This is a genomic window from Kangiella koreensis DSM 16069, from assembly GCF_000024085.1.
Taxonomy (GTDB): Bacteria; Pseudomonadota; Gammaproteobacteria; order Enterobacterales; family Kangiellaceae; genus Kangiella; species Kangiella koreensis.
This window is the reverse complement of the sequence record NC_013166.1, coordinates 219682-234219: the sequence shown is the minus strand read 5'-3', so window position 1 is coordinate 234219 and position 14538 is coordinate 219682. Positions and strand designations below refer to the sequence as shown.

The following is a 14538-nucleotide window of genomic DNA, read 5'->3' as shown; positions in this document are numbered from 1 at the left end:
TCTCAATTAATCTTTTTTCTTAGAGTCATCTTCAGAGAAGATATCTTCATCTAATTCCTCAAGACTTTCACCCGCTTCTTTAAGAAAGTCTTCAAGCTCTTCATTAGAAGTCTGCAAATCATCCTTTGCATCTTCCAACTCGCTTGCCTCTTCGTTTAAATTATCCAGCGATTCATCCAAATCATCAGTGAATGACTCTTCATCTATCTCATCAGCATCATCGAACATATTCTCGAAACTTTCTTCTGAGTCGTCCGCAGCGCTTATACTATCATCCGAACGGAAGTAATCGTCGTTAGTTGAGTCCAACTTGAAGCCTGCAACCGAGCGACGAAGGTCTTCCGACAACTCTGTTAATTTACCAATCGAACGAGCAGTTTCCTGGGTACCTTCAGAAGTTTGCGTTGTAATCTCCTGAATAACCGTCATCGTATTGGATACATGACCAGCTGATGCAGCTTGCTGACGTGCTGCGTTCGAGATACTTTGAATCAAGTCCGCCAAGTTGGTTGATACCGTTTCAATTTCTTCCAGTGCTACACCCGCATCTTGTGCTAAGCGAGCACCACGAACAACTTCAGAAGTAGTATCTTCCATTGAAATTACCGCTTCGTTAGTATCTGTTTGAATCGTTTTAACCAGAGCTTCAATCTGTTTTGTCGCATTGGACGAACGTTCCGCTAATCGCTGAACCTCATCCGCAACAACCGCGAAACCACGACCGGCTTCACCCGCTGCCGATGCCTGAATTGCCGCGTTCAATGCTAGGATATTCGTTTGATCAGCAATATCGTTAATCAAGGATACGATGTTACCAATCTCTTGCGAAGACTCACCCAGACGTTTAATACGTTTCGATGTTTCCTGAATTTGCTCACGAATCGTATCCATGCCTCGGATGGTATTTCGTACAACTTCACCACCTTTCTTCGCAATTTCCACCGATTTTTCCGCAACCTGAGATGACTCAGATGCGTTAGCAGATACTTGCTCAATTGAGACTGCCATTTCATTAATCGCTGCTGATGCACCGGTAATTTCCTGCGCCTGTTGGCGAGAGGCTTCAGCCAGCGCACTTGATGTTTGCTGCGTTTCTTCAGCTGATTTTGAAACCTGGTCAACCGCTTCGTTAATCGCGCCAACCACACCACGTAACTGGTCAATCGTTAAGTTGAATGAGTCAGCAATCGCACCTGTAAAGTCCTCGGTTACCGTTGCTTTAACAGTCAAGTCACCATCTGCCAAGCTATCAATCTCATCCAGTAGTCGAATAATCGCTTCCTGGTTTCGAGCATTTTCTTCTTTCTCACGTTCTGCTGAAACTTCTGACTCACGGAGACGAACTTTCTCTGCTTTACGCTGATTCGCATACATACCAACCAGTAATAACAAGATTAGAATGAACAATGCACCAGAAATAATTGGACTACCTGGCTCAGTATAGCTGGTGGTCATTGCAGCAAAAGCCGCTTCTACACTAGATGTAGCTCTTAATAACGAATCAGCATTGGTATAAATGCTGTCCGATGCATTTTGTACTTCAAACAGTTTTGGTGTACTAAATACAATGTAATCAACTTTTTCGCTGACACTTTGGAATTCACTAACGATTGCCTCAAGAGACGCGCGTGCCTCGGGATTGTTTACGCGTCGAATCTCTAGTAAAGCATCACCATTCAACTGGCCTTCAAGGTATACTCCGAAAGTATCAACGTCTTGACCGAAGTCTTCAGCTGCTAATTCGGCTTCCTCACCACCACGCAAGACTTTCTGCATGCCAGATGAAATACGCTCTGCCAACCACTTCTGACGAGTTGCCTGATGTACTTCCTCGCCATCTGCACGATTATCAAGAAGTGTATCAATGACGCTGTCATATTGACGTTGCATGGTTGGGATTTGTTCTGCCAAGTCGTCCGCATTCGTGTACATGCGGTTTACCACTTCCTGGTTAGCCAAGATAGACTGAGTTTGTGGCTCAACTTCACGCCACATATTCTCTAGAGCTCGAAGCTCATTCCCTCGAATACTGCTTGGTGCAGGAGGAAGGTTAGTAACACTCTCACCGTCGATCAGTTTTCGTAAATTACCACTGAACTGCTTGGTCGCCGCATCCAATTCAGCAAATGCTGATTGAGTACCTTGCGCTGCTTCTGAGGCATTTGTTGCAATCTGCTGCGACAATACCTTCATTTCCGACGCAAGCTCTGTTCGCTTAATACGGTTTTGACTTTCTAAGAAACCATAACCTGCATTAACCGCCAGCGCGATCAAGACAATGACTAGTAAAAAAGCATAAACACCGATACCAGATCGGCTAGCTTTCTTCATCTTCTTTGTGGTCTCACTCATAGGTTGCTCCCGAGACATCTTAACTTCATATTGTTGTAAAAATTCACACAGCGACCTGGTGAAGTTCCGGACTTTCCGATAACTCCTTCATCCCAAAGACCCGCCATAACTCCCCGTTTCGTTCAAAGCCCCCTACAATATAAGGAGCAATAACTGCATCGGCAGAAAGACTGCCTTCGACCTGTTCACTTTCTTCAAAATGGTGCAAGCCGCGCACTTCATCAACAACCAAACCAAGGTAAGAGCCTTGTTGATCAAGCACTAAAACTCTTTGTTTTAAAATATTTCTAGAACTTGGACGCCCTAAGTACTCCTGCAAATCAACTAACGCTAAAAGCACGCCACGCAAATTCGCTACACCTTTTAACCACACTTTGGCGCCAGGCACCTTAGTAGTCTGTGGGACGGGAATAATTTCAGAAATTTCATCCAAAGGAGCAAGGTAGCTTACGCCATTAAGCACAAAACTCACCCCACTATAGAAAGCGCCACCACTAACGTCATGTTGTGGTAGCGAATCACGATGTTTCTGACTACGTTCTGCTATGTCGGCAAGTATGCCGACGATATTGCTCGCATCAGTTCCAGGCATAAGAGGTTATGATCCTAATACGTTATTCACAGACTCTAATAAAGAGGCTTCATCTACGGGCTTTGTAATATAATCATTGGCACCTTGACGCATACCCCAGACACGGTCTGTGGCCTGTGATTTGGTGGAGACAATAATGATTGGAATAGAAGACGTTGCAGGATCTTTTTTCAGTTGACGGGTCGCCTGGAAGCCATTCAAGCCCGGCATAACCACATCCATCAAAATCACATCCGGATGATTAGCTTTCGCCGAAACTATACCCGACTCACCATCTGGAGCAGTAATAACCTGGTGGCCATTTTTCTCCAGCATCCCGGTCAATATATGTGCTTCTGTTGGAGAATCATCAACAATAAGTACACGCGCCATTATAAATTACCTCTCTTTAAAATCTTCAATTCTTAATCAAGCCACAGCCGGTTTGTTTTGCAACTGCTGGGATATGGCATTTAATAATTCGTCACGACTAAATGGTTTAGTTAAATAGTTATCAGAGCCTACGACTCGACCCTTAGCCTTATCAAACACCCCATCTTTACTGGATAACATTATAATTGGGGTGCTCTTAAAATTCTGGTTACTCTTAACTAGTGCACATGTTTGATACCCGTCAAGGCGAGGCATCATAATATCAATAAAAATGATATCGGGCTTGTAGTCGGCTATCTTGGATAGGGCGTCATACCCATCGACACCAGTTACAACATCACATCCTTGTTTTTTCAAAAGTGTCTCAGCAGTACGACGAATAGTTTTACTATCGTCCACCACCATCACTTTTAAACCTTTGAACAAATCACTCATGTATGGCTACCTATGAACAGCGAAAATTCACTATTTAATAAAGAGTTAGCGCCTTTTCTTCAACTTTTTTTTAGATTTCTACTTACCTTTTAGCATAAAAGTCAAGAAGTCGCAAAACAGTTCACATTTTCAGACTAATTCTGTTGCTGAATCCATGCAACCTTTTTCTTGCAAGAATAAAGGTTTTGCTGGTTAATGCTTCATGATAACTTATTATTAAACCACATGCTTTTTCTTTTATGTCATATTCTCTATTAATGGTCATGGACCCCATCGACCAGGTTAATATCGTTAAAGATACCAGTTTCGGGTTGCTGCTAGAAGCGCAACGTCGTGGCTGGGATTTGTACTATTGTCAGCAGCAGGATCTTTACCTGGAGCAAGGTGAAGTTAGAGCCGCCTGCCAGTCACTCAAAGTCTTCAACGATCCCAAGCAATGGTTTGCATTACAAGCCCCGGAGCAGGTTCCCTTACATCAATTTGGGTCAGTTTTTATGCGTAAAGACCCACCATTTGACATGAATTATATTTATAGCACCTACTTATTGGAACTGGCTCAAAACCAAGGAACTTTGGTGGTCAACAATCCCAGAAGCCTTAGAGACTGTAATGAAAAACTGTTTACCGCTTGGTTTCCCAAGCTAACACCAGCCACTTTGGTTTCCGCCAATGCACGACTTCTAAAACAGTTCGTCATTGAGCAGCAAGATACCATTTTGAAGCCATTGGATGGTATGGGTGGCGCCTCTATCTTTCGCGTAAAGCAAGATGATCCCAATACTTCGGTCATCATTGAGACCTTGACTGAGGGCGGAAAGCATCTGGTTATGGCTCAGCGCTTTATCCCTGAAATTACGCAGGGAGATAAACGCATTCTAATCGTTAATGGTGAAGTTATTCCTTATGTATTAGCGCGCATTCCTCAAAAAGGTGAAACTCGTGGCAACCTTGCGGCCGGTGGTAGCGGCGTACCCATGCCTATCAGTGAAAAGGAAAAACAACTTGCCGAGACCATCGCCCCCGAGCTGGTTAAGCGTGGCTTATACTTCGTAGGACTGGATGTGATTGGTGACTTTGTGACCGAAATAAACGTTACCAGCCCAACTTGTATGCGAGAATTAGACAAAGAATATGGTATTAATATCGCTGCCAAGCTTTTCCAAGGTCTTGAGCAACAAATAACACAATAAGAATATTTCTAACCCTTTACTATTAACAGCAACCTATGAATAAGAGCTTATGAGCCAGGTTATGCAGCCGCCTCAGAAAGAACTGGTAAAACTCAATCAATCGCCGGTAAAAGACGGTGATCGTTTGAAGTTCACCCTATTTCTGGCCATTTGTTTCCACCTACTCCTTTTCCTTGGAGTTCGTTTTGTATTGCCGCAAACTGAACCAAGCCAAATTCCTATTGCATTGGATGTAACCTTGGCTCAGCGTGAAAGTATTGACCCTCCCGACAAAGCTGATTTCGTGGGCCAAACCAACCAGCAAGGGGCTGGCGAGTCAGAAACAGCAGAGCGGGCAACCACAAAACTTGAACACTTTAAAAATATTGAAGGTCAAACCGATATGCCTTCTTTAGAACTGATACCTGAGCAACATCAATCCCAGGAAGCGCTACAACTGGTTACTACTGATGACTCACAGCAAACTGTAGAACAGCCTGTTGAAACCCATAACAACAAGCAGAACACTCCCGACCAGGTCGACAAACCTACCGAAATCACGCCACCACCGGAACTACTTGAACAATACAATCTGGAACAGGATGTTGCTAACCAACTGCAAACTCGTGGCCTTAAGAAGCGTCAAATTTCGGCAGCTATTTATGAGTCCCCAGCTGATGCACAATACTTGGAGTTATGGCGAAAAAAAGTTGAGCAAGTCGGTAATTTGCATTACCCCGAACAGGCAAAGCAAAGAGGGATCTACGGTAGCCTGACACTCAAAGTAAGTATCGATAAAGACGGTAGCCTGCTTGATGTTATGATACTTCGCTCCTCCGGTGAAAAAATCCTGGACCAGGCAGCACTTGATATTGTGCGCTTGTCTGCGCCATTCGAACCGCTTCCTGAATCCATTCGTCACAACACTGATATTTTAGAGATTGTTAGAACCTGGCAGTTTCAACCTGACAATAGCTTAAATACCAGAAATTGATACAATAGATCCTATTCACAAACCTATTTTCTAAGTGTTCATTTCAACATGGAAGCGATTCAATCTTTAGCCAATCATCTGCTAGTTGCCATGCCCAGCCTGCATGACCCTTTTTTTTCGCGTAGTGTCACCTACATTTGTGAGCATAATGAGCAAGGGGCTTTGGGTATCGTGCTAAGTTTGCCACTAGAAGCGACTTATGATGAATTATTTAAGCACCTGAATATTGACACCAGCAGCGATCAAAGTGACGAGCGCTTGCTACTGGCTGGTGGCCCTGTAGATCGCGAGCGAGGCTTTATTTTGCATAGTCCGATCGGTAGCTGGGAATCCTCATTAACTATCAGTGATGAAATTGCCCTTTCTACTTCAGAAGATATTTTGCAGGCTATTGCGACCCAGCAAGGTCCAGAGGATGTGGTTATTGCTTTGGGTTATGCTGGCTGGGAGGAAGGCCAGCTTGAAAAAGAAATGGAAGAAAATTCCTGGTTATTTGCTCCAGCTGATAAAGAGATCATTTTTAAAACTCGTCCCGAAGAACGCTGGTTAAAAGCGACTAAGCTGCTAGGTATAGACTGGACCCAAATAGCTGATCAGGAAGGTCACGCCTGATGACAACCTTAACCACTGCTCAGCGTTATCTTTGCTTTGACTTTGGCGAAAAACGACTGGGGGTTGCGACCGGTGTTCGAACCCAGATGTCGAGTCAGGCACTTACTGTTCTCGCTGTAACCAATGACCAGCCCGATTGGAAGCTTATCGAAAACCTGATCAGGGAATGGAACGTAGAAGCCTTTGTCGTTGGACTGCCACTCAATATGGATGATAGTGAGCAGGAACTTACACAAAAAGCACGCAAATTTGCCAATAGATTGCATGGCCGCTTTGGTCTTCCCACACACCTACATGATGAGCGTCTAAGTTCGGCCGAAGTAAAAGATTACCTGTATGAAATTGGTGGCTACAAAAAGCTGAAGCAAAATCCGATCGATGCCTATGCCGCCGAGCTCATATTGAAAAGCTTCTTTGAACAACACCAGACCTCTTAACTTGATATTTGTCAATTCTTCTAAAACCTGCTTATAATCAATGTAGACTTGCAAGCTACTAGGCTTTGTTCAATACTGCTTAAACTGACAACAAGGAGACAGCAAGGGAATTAATGCTGAGTAAACTGTCAAATGGCAAAAAACTGCTCTGGAGCTTTCTAACGCTTCTGTGGTTTAACTTTGTCGTTTTTGCTGCATTAACCTACTTTGCACAACGTGAACAACTGCTTGAAAATGCTTTCCAACAACTCACTCATCAATCTGAAATAGCTGGCAACACCCTAGATGAATGGATGCTATCAAGAGCTGGGGTAGTGACCGGGTTAGCCAATGAAATCGCCGCCAAACCACCAGAAAAACACGAATCAATTCCACCTGTTTACTTTGAACGAATTGCAGATACCGGTTTATTGCAATATCTAGGCTATGGCCTGGAGAATGGTTTTTATACTTCCAACCCTTGGCCACTTCCAGATGGTTATGACCCAAGGCTTCGCCCTTGGTATCGAAATGCTAAAGAGGCGATGGTTCCCACTATCTCAGAACCTTATTTAGGTGTTGATGACTATACAACCACTTATCTCGCTTTTACTGCGCCGATTATTATGGAGGGGCAATTTTACGGTGTTGTAACTGGTGATGTTACCTTCAACGATATCCACCAAAAAATTCTATCGACTCCAGTCAGCTATAATGGTCAGTTTAATCTCATCAAAAGTAACGGTGATGTGGTATTACGTCCAGTAGATCCCAACGACCCAAAAGTACCTGCTGATTTTTTTTCTTCGAGTATCGACTCTGGCCAATTAAGAAACGCTTTAAGTGCAACCGATACTACGAAGTTGATAACTGACAATACCATCGTGGTTTTGTACCCTCTCGAGCACGTCAACTGGTGGCTTAGCGCAGAAGTTGATAAACGAGCTTTATTCGCTCCTGTTTACCGCAACTTAACCAATATTTTGTTGCTGTTTATGGCAATAGCTTTAAGCAGTATTTTACTGCATAAAATTTTTACCCGCCGTATCTATAAACCGATACTTAGGCAAATCCAAATGGATTACCACACTGACCTGCCTAATAAAAATACCTTCATGGAGCAAATGCACAAGTTAACTCTTTCTAACCTAAACCATGGCTTGCTGGTCATCATACAATTTAAAAGAATGACATCGTTACTGTCTGGCTACTCTCCGGATGTTATCAACTCCATTCAACATCAAACTCTAAAGCGGATTAAGAATAGTTTCTCACGTGATTATATTGTTGGCTCCATAGCTCATGATCAGTTGGCGATTTTTGTTCCTTTCCGAAACACTCCCAACTCACAGTTCATAGACCGCCGTTTACAGCACCTCTCCGCAGTATTAAATAATCCATTGCATATAAGCCATGATGGACAAGAGCAGGAAGTGGTTACACCAATCAATTTGGCAAGTGTTTGCTATCCAGAAGATGGCGGTGTTTTTGACCTAATACATAAAGCAAATATTGCGCTGTCTACCCTAGAAAATACCAGCGCAAAAAGCACTCAGTATCACAGCAATTCGATTAAGCAGTTGGCCACAGAATCTAATCTAGTGCAGGCATTTCATCATGCTCTCAAGAACAACGAACTTTCACTAGTGTTCCAGCCACAGATTGACTGTGAAACCAGTTCTATTACCGGCGTTGAAGTCTTTTCGCGTTGGTATTCAAAGCAACTCAACAGAGCTATCTCTCCACTAGTTTTTGTACAACTGGCTGAAAAACATCATCTGATTCGCGAGTTTTCTATCTGGTTGTTACACAGCCTATTTGAAAATATCTCCAGCTGGCTTAAATCAGAGCTTCCAGCCCCTAAATTTGCTATTAATCTATCCAGTCTTAACCTTCATGATCCAGTTTTCATGAAGCAGTTTTTCCAGCTCCTAAAGAACTATCGCATTCCAGCTGAAATACTACAGATTGAAATCACTGAACACATATCTTTAGAGTTTTTCCCAGAAGACAACAATGCCCTTACCCAATTAAAAAACCATGGTATATCTCTTGCAATCGATGACTTTGGTACAGGCTACTCATCTTTATCTTATTTAAAGCATCTACCCATCGATACCATTAAAATCGATCGGAGTTTTATAAAATCATTGCCAAACAGTTATTCAGATTTAGCGATAAGCAAAGCCATTATTGATATTGGCCGGGAGTTTAATTTAGACGTAGTGGCAGAAGGTGTCGAAACTCAAGCTCAGCTCCAATTGCTGAAGCAACATGGTTGCTATCATATCCAGGGGTTTCTATTTAGTGAGCCACTATCCGCACAAGAATTAAAAGATTTTTCGCAAAAATGGAACCACGGCTCCTGCGATGACTTAATCTACTCTCAGCAATAAAAAAGACCAGCTTTATGCTGGCCTTTTTATTGCTGCTGAATGGGTTAAAACATTCGACCACCACGGTCTTCATCCATTTCCACCTGCAAGCCCTCTGTCCCCTCGGAAAGAGAGTCCGCATCTTTTTCATGCAGTTTAATTTTAAGACGCAAGTCATTAGCTGAGTCCGCATACAGCAATGCATCGTCATAATTGATTTCACCTTCGACATATAAGTCAAATAATGCTTGGTCAAAAGTTTGCATACCAAGCTCTCTTGAACGAGCCATCAACTCTTTCAACATATGAACTTCACCTTTACGAATATGATCAGAAATCAAAGGTGAGTTAATCAGAATCTCAATCGCTGCACGACGGCCTTTACCATCTTTAGTAGGAACCAATTGCTGAGCAATAATGGCACGAGTATTTAACGATAAATCCATTAATACTCGACTATGTTCTTCTTTGGGGAAGAAGTGCAAAATACGGTCAATCGCCTGGTTTGCATTATTGGCGTGTAAGGTACATAAACATAAGTGACCAGTCTCAGCGAAGGTGATTGCATTGGCCATAGTTTCTTTAGAGCGAACCTCACCAATCAGAATAACATCAGGTGCCTGGCGTAAAGTATTTTTCAGTGCCGTCTCAAACGACTCTGTATCAATCCCTACTTCGCGCTGAGTAATAATGCATTGATCATGACGATGCACATACTCAATCGGGTCCTCAATACTGATAATGTGGCCAGCAGAGTTTCGATTACGATATCCAATCATCGCTGCTAAGGAAGTTGATTTACCGGTACCGGTTGCGCCCACAAAAATGATGATCCCACGCTTTTTCATGACCAGATCGTTCAATATACTTGGAATCTTGAGCTCTTCTGTGGTCGGGATTTTGGTTTCAATTCGGCGAACCACTAAACCAGGTTGGTTACGTTGATAAAAGGCACTGGCACGGAAACGACCAATATTTTCGACACTGATCGCATACTGACATTCTTTCTTTTCTTCCAGCTCCTTCATTTGCTTTTCATTCATTGAAGAATGAATCAAGGCTTCAACCTGAGCTGGTGTCAGCATACTTTTAGTTACCGGTTTAATCTGTCCGTTGATTTTAATACAAGGGGGACGGTGGACCGTTATAAACAAATCCGAACCCTTGTGCTCCATTAGTGCTTTTAATAGTGGATTAATATCCATGTGTGTCTCCTAGAAATCTTCTTTGCTCTTAGCTTTTGCACGAGCATCAGTGCGCGACACAACACCCTTGCTGACCAACTGCTTTAAGCTGTGATCCAGCGTCTGCATACCAAGTGACAAACCTGTCTGCATCGCAGAGTACATTTGCGCGACCTTATCTTCACGAATCAGGTTTCGAATAGCTGGGGTACCCACCAAGATTTCATGGGCTGCCACACGGCCACCACCATTTTTCTTCAATAGCGTTTGCGCAATAACCGCCTGTAATGATTCTGATAACATTGAGCGAACCATCGCCTTTTCACCTGCAGGGAATACGTCAACCACACGGTCAATCGTTTTAGCCGCAGAGGTTGTATGCAGGGTACCAAATACCAAGTGACCAGTTTCTGCCGCTGTTAGCGCTAAGCGAATAGTTTCAAGGTCACGCATCTCACCGACCAGAATAATATCGGGATCTTCACGAAGCGCTGAACGCAATGCGTTAGAGAAGCTGTGCGTATCACGATGAACCTCACGCTGGTTAACCAGACATTTCTTACTTTCGTGTACGAACTCGATGGGGTCCTCAATGGTTAGAATGTGATCATGCTTATTTTCATTCACATAATCGATCATACCGGCCAGCGTTGTTGATTTACCGGAGCCCGTTGGTCCCGTAACCAAAACCAGTCCGCGTGGCTCTAATGAGATATCCTGGAAAATTTTTGGCGCATTTAACTCTTCTAAAGTTAAGACGCGAGAAGGAATTGTACGAAAAACGGCGGCACGGCCACGATTTTGTACAAAGGCATTCACACGGAAACGTGCCAAATCTTTTAATTCAAACGAGAAGTCGGCCTCAAGGAATTCTTCATAATCCTTTCGCTGCTTATCATTCATGATATCGTAGATTAACGTGTGCACTTCCTTGTCTTCAAATGGCGGTACATTGATACGACGAATGTCACCATCGACACGAATAAGAGGCGGCATACCCGCGGAAATATGCAAATCCGATGCATTATTCTTTACACTGAAAGCTAAAAGCTCTGTAATATCCATATGTTAGACCCCACACCTGATAATTGCGTTTTATTAATATGTCTAGGATAGCCTCTCATCTTGCAGATCTGCAACTACAAATCGTAAAAACCTGCGCTAAGCGTCGGATTTTTAAACATAATGTGCTATTCGTCGCCGTAAGTAAAAGGCATCCAGCGGATAGCATCCGCGAGGCTTATGCCGCCGGACATCGTGATTTTGGCGAAAATCAGGTGCAGGAGGCACTTGATAAAATTTCCCAACTTTCTGATCTGAACATTAATTGGCACATGATTGGTGTCATTCAAAGCCGTAAATGCAAAGATATTGCGCAACATTTTGATTGGGTACAAAGCGTTGATCGTCTGAAAGTAGCGCAAAAGCTTAATCAACATCGAGAGCAAGATCAGTCTCCGTTGAACGTACTGATTCAGGTTAATTTGTTTGGTGAAAGCCAAAAAGCTGGCGTCAATGCTGCAGAATGCAAAAAGCTCGCTCATGAGATTATGCAACTACCGCGACTAAAATTACGCGGTCTAATGGCTCTTCCCCCTAAACAAACCGATCCACAAACACAATTTCAGCAGTTCGAGCGAATTCACTCGGTTTATCAGGAGTTGCAGGCTGAATATCCGCAACTGGATACTCTTTCAATGGGCATGTCGGGTGACTATGAACCAGCTATCCTGGCTGGAAGCACCATGATCAGGCTTGGCACGGCAATTTTTGGCGAGCGCGACTGAACCGTGCTACAGGCCTGTAAAATAGCCAGTCAGGCCTTGCTTTGTTATGCTATGCGCACTTTTGGCAAACACATTGTCCATTCACTTTACTCAAACAAATAAAGGTACTCATGTCTGACGCAATTCAAGCTATCGCCAATGCAAAAATTGGATTTATCGGCGCCGGTAATATGGCGGCCAGTATTCTCGGCGGGTTGATTCAATCAGGTCTGCCAGCTAAGCAAATCTACGTTAGCAACCCTAGTCAGGGTAAACTTGACGCATTGCTGGAGCGCTATCCTGATCTGAACACCAGCAACGACAATGGCTATGTTGCTGAACATGCCGATTATCTTCTGCTGTCAGTTAAACCACAGAAAATGGCCTTAGCCTGCAAGCCTTTGCAAGAGCTTGACTTGAATTGCTGCGTCATATCTGTTGCTGCTGGTGTTGGCTGCCAAACTATTGAAGATTTACTGGGCAAGGGCTTGCCAGTGATTCGCTCGATGCCAAACACACCTTCGTTAGTCGGTGCTGGCGCTACTGGCTTATTTGCCAATCAACATACCAGCGAGCAACAGAAAAAAGCAGCTACCGCCATATTTGATGCGGTTGGTCTTAGTGTCTGGGTTGATGACGAATCTCAAATGGATCTGGTCACTGCGGTTTCGGGCAGCGGCCCAGCTCATTACTTCCTGTACATGGAATCGGTAGTGGTAGCGGCCATGAAACAAGGCCTTCCTGAAACCACCGCCCGTCAACTGGCGGCACAAACAGCACTTGGTGCAGCGCGCATGGTACAGGACAACCCCAACCTTGAAATCAGCCAGTTGCGCCGCAATGTTACATCTCCTGGCGGCACCACGGCAGCTGCCTTGGATGTATTAAACGACGGCAAGCTTCCTGAATTAGTTGCCAAAGCTGTTAACGCTTCTGTTGTTCGCGGTAAAGAACTGGCTGAAATTGCCAGCAAACCTGACCATGATTGATTTTTCTTGAGACTCTGACGCATGAATCCAGTATTAACGATCCTTGAGTATGTTATAAACCTGTTCGCAATGGTTTTCCTATTGCGAGTATTGCTGCAACTTGGAAGCGCGGATTTTTTTAATCCCGTAGCGCAATTTATCCATAAATTCACAGCGCCAGTGATCAATCCACTACGGTCGGTCTTGCCTGATCTGGGCAAATTTAATCTGGCCTCCTTTGTTATTGCGCTAGCCTTGATCACCGGTAAGATCTTTCTCATTAAGCATTTTTTCATCTCGGCGGAAGAGGCCCTGATGCTGACTCCCCAAGTTATACTTTTTATGGTGTTGGTTGGTCTAGGCCCTATTTCGGGCTTATTCATGGTTATCTCAAACCTGCTGTTGATACTATTTATCGGTTTAATGATCGCCAGCTTTATGAGCGGCGGCCGCCACAATCCTGGTTTAATTTTCCTGATACAGGTTACTCGTCCGATTCTAAGACCCATTCAGCGCATCATTCCGCCGCTCGGCGGCACTATCGACTTGTCTCCAATGATCGTTTTGGTTGGATTATTCTTCCTACAGGGTATTTTATATAACTTTGGCGCTAGCCTAATTAGCCCATAACAGCTTTAACAATTATCACTCTGCCCGAATGTTTTTTGAGCATTCGGGCAACTCTTCAATGAATACTGCCCAATATTGTATTAAACTAACCCTTCAAATCGTTTTCTCATAAGCACTGAGGAAACCTCATCCTCAAGGGAATATTGGGAGGTATTTATGCACACCAGAATCTCAACGTTGATTTACTCGCTAACCACAGTGGCATCTTTACTTTTCGGCTTACAGTCCAACACTGCCGTTGCCGCGGAAAAAAAAGTTGGCGATTACATCATTTATTACAACGCATTTAACAGCTCTTTCTTGCAACCTGATATCGCCAGCAACTATAAGATCCCGCGCAGTGGCTTAACGGCTGTATTGAATGTTTCCATTCATAAAGATGGCGAACCAACGAAACAACCAGCGGTCCCAGCCAACGTTCAGGGCAAAGTGACCAATAATCTGTCACAGTTCAGTCAGCTGGCCTTCAAAGAAATAAAAGAAGAAAAAGCCATATACTATATTGCTGATTTTCAGTTCCGTCCCGAAGAAGAAACTGACATTGAATTCACGATAAAAGTTCCGGGCATGGATCGTCCTGAAACCATCAGCTTTAAGCAAAAGTTCTACGCTGAATAACCTTCTCGACTCATCCAATTGTCCTGTGCCACTTAAGCTTTTGTTTAAGTGGCGG

The 14538-nt window shown here is 43.7% G+C and carries 15 protein-coding genes; 9 read left to right on the top strand and 6 right to left on the bottom strand.

Translation table 11 applies throughout. The annotated features are described in order from the left end of the window. Positions 1-6 precede the first annotated feature (6 nt). The 4 genes from KKOR_RS01120 to pilG are packed head-to-tail and all read right to left on the bottom strand — an operon-like array spanning position 7 to position 3751. Positions 7-2352, bottom strand: coding sequence for a methyl-accepting chemotaxis protein (locus tag KKOR_RS01120; protein WP_012800164.1), 2346 nt, complete (start codon positions 2350-2352; stop codon positions 7-9). A 43-nt stretch (positions 2353-2395) separates the two neighbouring features. Continuing rightward, entirely contained in the window at positions 2396-2944 is a 549-nt protein-coding gene (locus tag KKOR_RS01115; RefSeq protein WP_012800163.1) for a chemotaxis protein CheW, read from the bottom strand. A gap of 6 nt (positions 2945-2950) precedes the next feature. Then, the gene (locus KKOR_RS01110) at positions 2951-3316 is read right to left on the bottom strand and encodes a response regulator transcription factor (protein ID WP_012800162.1); all 366 of its coding nucleotides are present in this window, start codon (positions 3314-3316) and stop codon (positions 2951-2953) included. Between the two features lie 36 nt (positions 3317-3352). After that, positions 3353-3751 (bottom strand): twitching motility response regulator PilG, encoded by a 399-nt coding sequence (pilG, locus tag KKOR_RS01105; RefSeq protein ID WP_012800161.1) that lies wholly within the window; start codon positions 3749-3751, stop codon positions 3353-3355. A 239-nt stretch (positions 3752-3990) separates the two neighbouring features. Here pilG and gshB point away from each other — a divergent pair, with 239 nt between their 5' ends. The 5 genes from gshB to KKOR_RS01080 all read left to right on the top strand — a co-directional run bounded on the left by gshB (position 3991) and on the right by KKOR_RS01080 (position 9338). Further along, a complete protein-coding gene (gene gshB / locus KKOR_RS01100) occupies positions 3991-4941 on the top strand; it encodes a glutathione synthase (protein WP_012800160.1) in 951 nt (316 codons plus the stop codon). A 49-nt stretch (positions 4942-4990) separates the two neighbouring features. Continuing rightward, the gene (locus KKOR_RS01095; protein WP_143715028.1) at positions 4991-5914 is read left to right on the top strand and encodes an energy transducer TonB; all 924 of its coding nucleotides are present in this window, start codon (positions 4991-4993) and stop codon (positions 5912-5914) included. A 48-nt stretch (positions 5915-5962) separates the two neighbouring features. Beyond that, positions 5963-6526, top strand: a complete 564-nt coding sequence (locus tag KKOR_RS01090) for a YqgE/AlgH family protein (RefSeq protein ID WP_012800158.1) — start codon at positions 5963-5965, stop codon at positions 6524-6526. Next, entirely contained in the window at positions 6526-6963 is a 438-nt protein-coding gene (ruvX, locus tag KKOR_RS01085) for a Holliday junction resolvase RuvX (protein ID WP_012800157.1), read from the top strand. Before KKOR_RS01090 ends, ruvX begins: the two co-directional genes overlap by 1 nt. A gap of 113 nt (positions 6964-7076) precedes the next feature. Continuing rightward, positions 7077-9338: an EAL domain-containing protein gene (locus KKOR_RS01080; RefSeq protein WP_012800156.1), complete on the top strand. Its 2262-nt coding sequence runs from the start codon at positions 7077-7079 to the stop codon at positions 9336-9338. A gap of 44 nt (positions 9339-9382) precedes the next feature. On the opposite strand, the gene KKOR_RS01075 is transcribed toward KKOR_RS01080, so the two are convergent. Together KKOR_RS01075 and KKOR_RS01070 are read right to left on the bottom strand one after the other, a co-directional pair. Continuing rightward, positions 9383-10522 (bottom strand): PilT/PilU family type 4a pilus ATPase, encoded by a 1140-nt coding sequence (locus tag KKOR_RS01075; RefSeq protein ID WP_012800155.1) that lies wholly within the window; start codon positions 10520-10522, stop codon positions 9383-9385. Between the two features lie 9 nt (positions 10523-10531). Beyond that, the gene (locus KKOR_RS01070) at positions 10532-11566 is read right to left on the bottom strand and encodes a type IV pilus twitching motility protein PilT (protein ID WP_012800154.1); all 1035 of its coding nucleotides are present in this window, start codon (positions 11564-11566) and stop codon (positions 10532-10534) included. A 38-nt stretch (positions 11567-11604) separates the two neighbouring features. Between KKOR_RS01070 and KKOR_RS01065 the strand changes: the two genes are divergently transcribed. The 4 genes from KKOR_RS01065 to KKOR_RS01050 all read left to right on the top strand — a co-directional run bounded on the left by KKOR_RS01065 (position 11605) and on the right by KKOR_RS01050 (position 14483). Further along, the gene (locus tag KKOR_RS01065; RefSeq protein WP_012800153.1) at positions 11605-12288 is read left to right on the top strand and encodes a YggS family pyridoxal phosphate-dependent enzyme; all 684 of its coding nucleotides are present in this window, start codon (positions 11605-11607) and stop codon (positions 12286-12288) included. A 110-nt stretch (positions 12289-12398) separates the two neighbouring features. After that, complete coding sequence (gene proC, locus KKOR_RS01060; protein WP_012800152.1) at positions 12399-13256, top strand: pyrroline-5-carboxylate reductase; 858 nt, start codon at positions 12399-12401, stop codon at positions 13254-13256. A gap of 21 nt (positions 13257-13277) precedes the next feature. Continuing rightward, on the top strand, positions 13278-13865 hold the full coding sequence (locus tag KKOR_RS01055; RefSeq protein ID WP_012800151.1) for a YggT family protein: 588 nt from the start codon (positions 13278-13280) through the stop codon (positions 13863-13865). A 156-nt stretch (positions 13866-14021) separates the two neighbouring features. Beyond that, positions 14022-14483, top strand: a complete 462-nt coding sequence (locus tag KKOR_RS01050; RefSeq protein ID WP_012800150.1) for a DUF4426 domain-containing protein — start codon at positions 14022-14024, stop codon at positions 14481-14483. Positions 14484-14538: the final 55 nt, after the last annotated feature.

What these genes read in the sequence shown, in the direction of transcription:
- KKOR_RS01120 (WP_012800164.1), bottom strand. Translation starts at nt 2,352, where the DNA reads ATGAGTGAGACCACAAAGAAGATGAAGAAAGCTAGCCGATCTGGTATC.
- KKOR_RS01115 (WP_012800163.1), bottom strand. Translation starts at nt 2,944, where the DNA reads ATGCCTGGAACTGATGCGAGCAATATCGTCGGCATACTTGCCGACATA.
- KKOR_RS01110 (WP_012800162.1), bottom strand. Translation starts at nt 3,316, where the DNA reads ATGGCGCGTGTACTTATTGTTGATGATTCTCCAACAGAAGCACATATA.
- pilG (WP_012800161.1), bottom strand. Translation starts at nt 3,751, where the DNA reads ATGAGTGATTTGTTCAAAGGTTTAAAAGTGATGGTGGTGGACGATAGT.
- gshB (WP_012800160.1), top strand. Translation starts at nt 3,991, where the DNA reads ATGTCATATTCTCTATTAATGGTCATGGACCCCATCGACCAGGTTAAT.
- KKOR_RS01095 (WP_143715028.1), top strand. Translation starts at nt 4,991, where the DNA reads ATGAGCCAGGTTATGCAGCCGCCTCAGAAAGAACTGGTAAAACTCAAT.
- KKOR_RS01090 (WP_012800158.1), top strand. Translation starts at nt 5,963, where the DNA reads ATGGAAGCGATTCAATCTTTAGCCAATCATCTGCTAGTTGCCATGCCC.
- ruvX (WP_012800157.1), top strand. Translation starts at nt 6,526, where the DNA reads ATGACAACCTTAACCACTGCTCAGCGTTATCTTTGCTTTGACTTTGGC.
- KKOR_RS01080 (WP_012800156.1), top strand. Translation starts at nt 7,077, where the DNA reads ATGCTGAGTAAACTGTCAAATGGCAAAAAACTGCTCTGGAGCTTTCTA.
- KKOR_RS01075 (WP_012800155.1), bottom strand. Translation starts at nt 10,522, where the DNA reads ATGGATATTAATCCACTATTAAAAGCACTAATGGAGCACAAGGGTTCG.
- KKOR_RS01070 (WP_012800154.1), bottom strand. Translation starts at nt 11,566, where the DNA reads ATGGATATTACAGAGCTTTTAGCTTTCAGTGTAAAGAATAATGCATCG.
- KKOR_RS01065 (WP_012800153.1), top strand. Translation starts at nt 11,605, where the DNA reads ATGTCTAGGATAGCCTCTCATCTTGCAGATCTGCAACTACAAATCGTA.
- proC (WP_012800152.1), top strand. Translation starts at nt 12,399, where the DNA reads ATGTCTGACGCAATTCAAGCTATCGCCAATGCAAAAATTGGATTTATC.
- KKOR_RS01055 (WP_012800151.1), top strand. Translation starts at nt 13,278, where the DNA reads ATGAATCCAGTATTAACGATCCTTGAGTATGTTATAAACCTGTTCGCA.
- KKOR_RS01050 (WP_012800150.1), top strand. Translation starts at nt 14,022, where the DNA reads ATGCACACCAGAATCTCAACGTTGATTTACTCGCTAACCACAGTGGCA.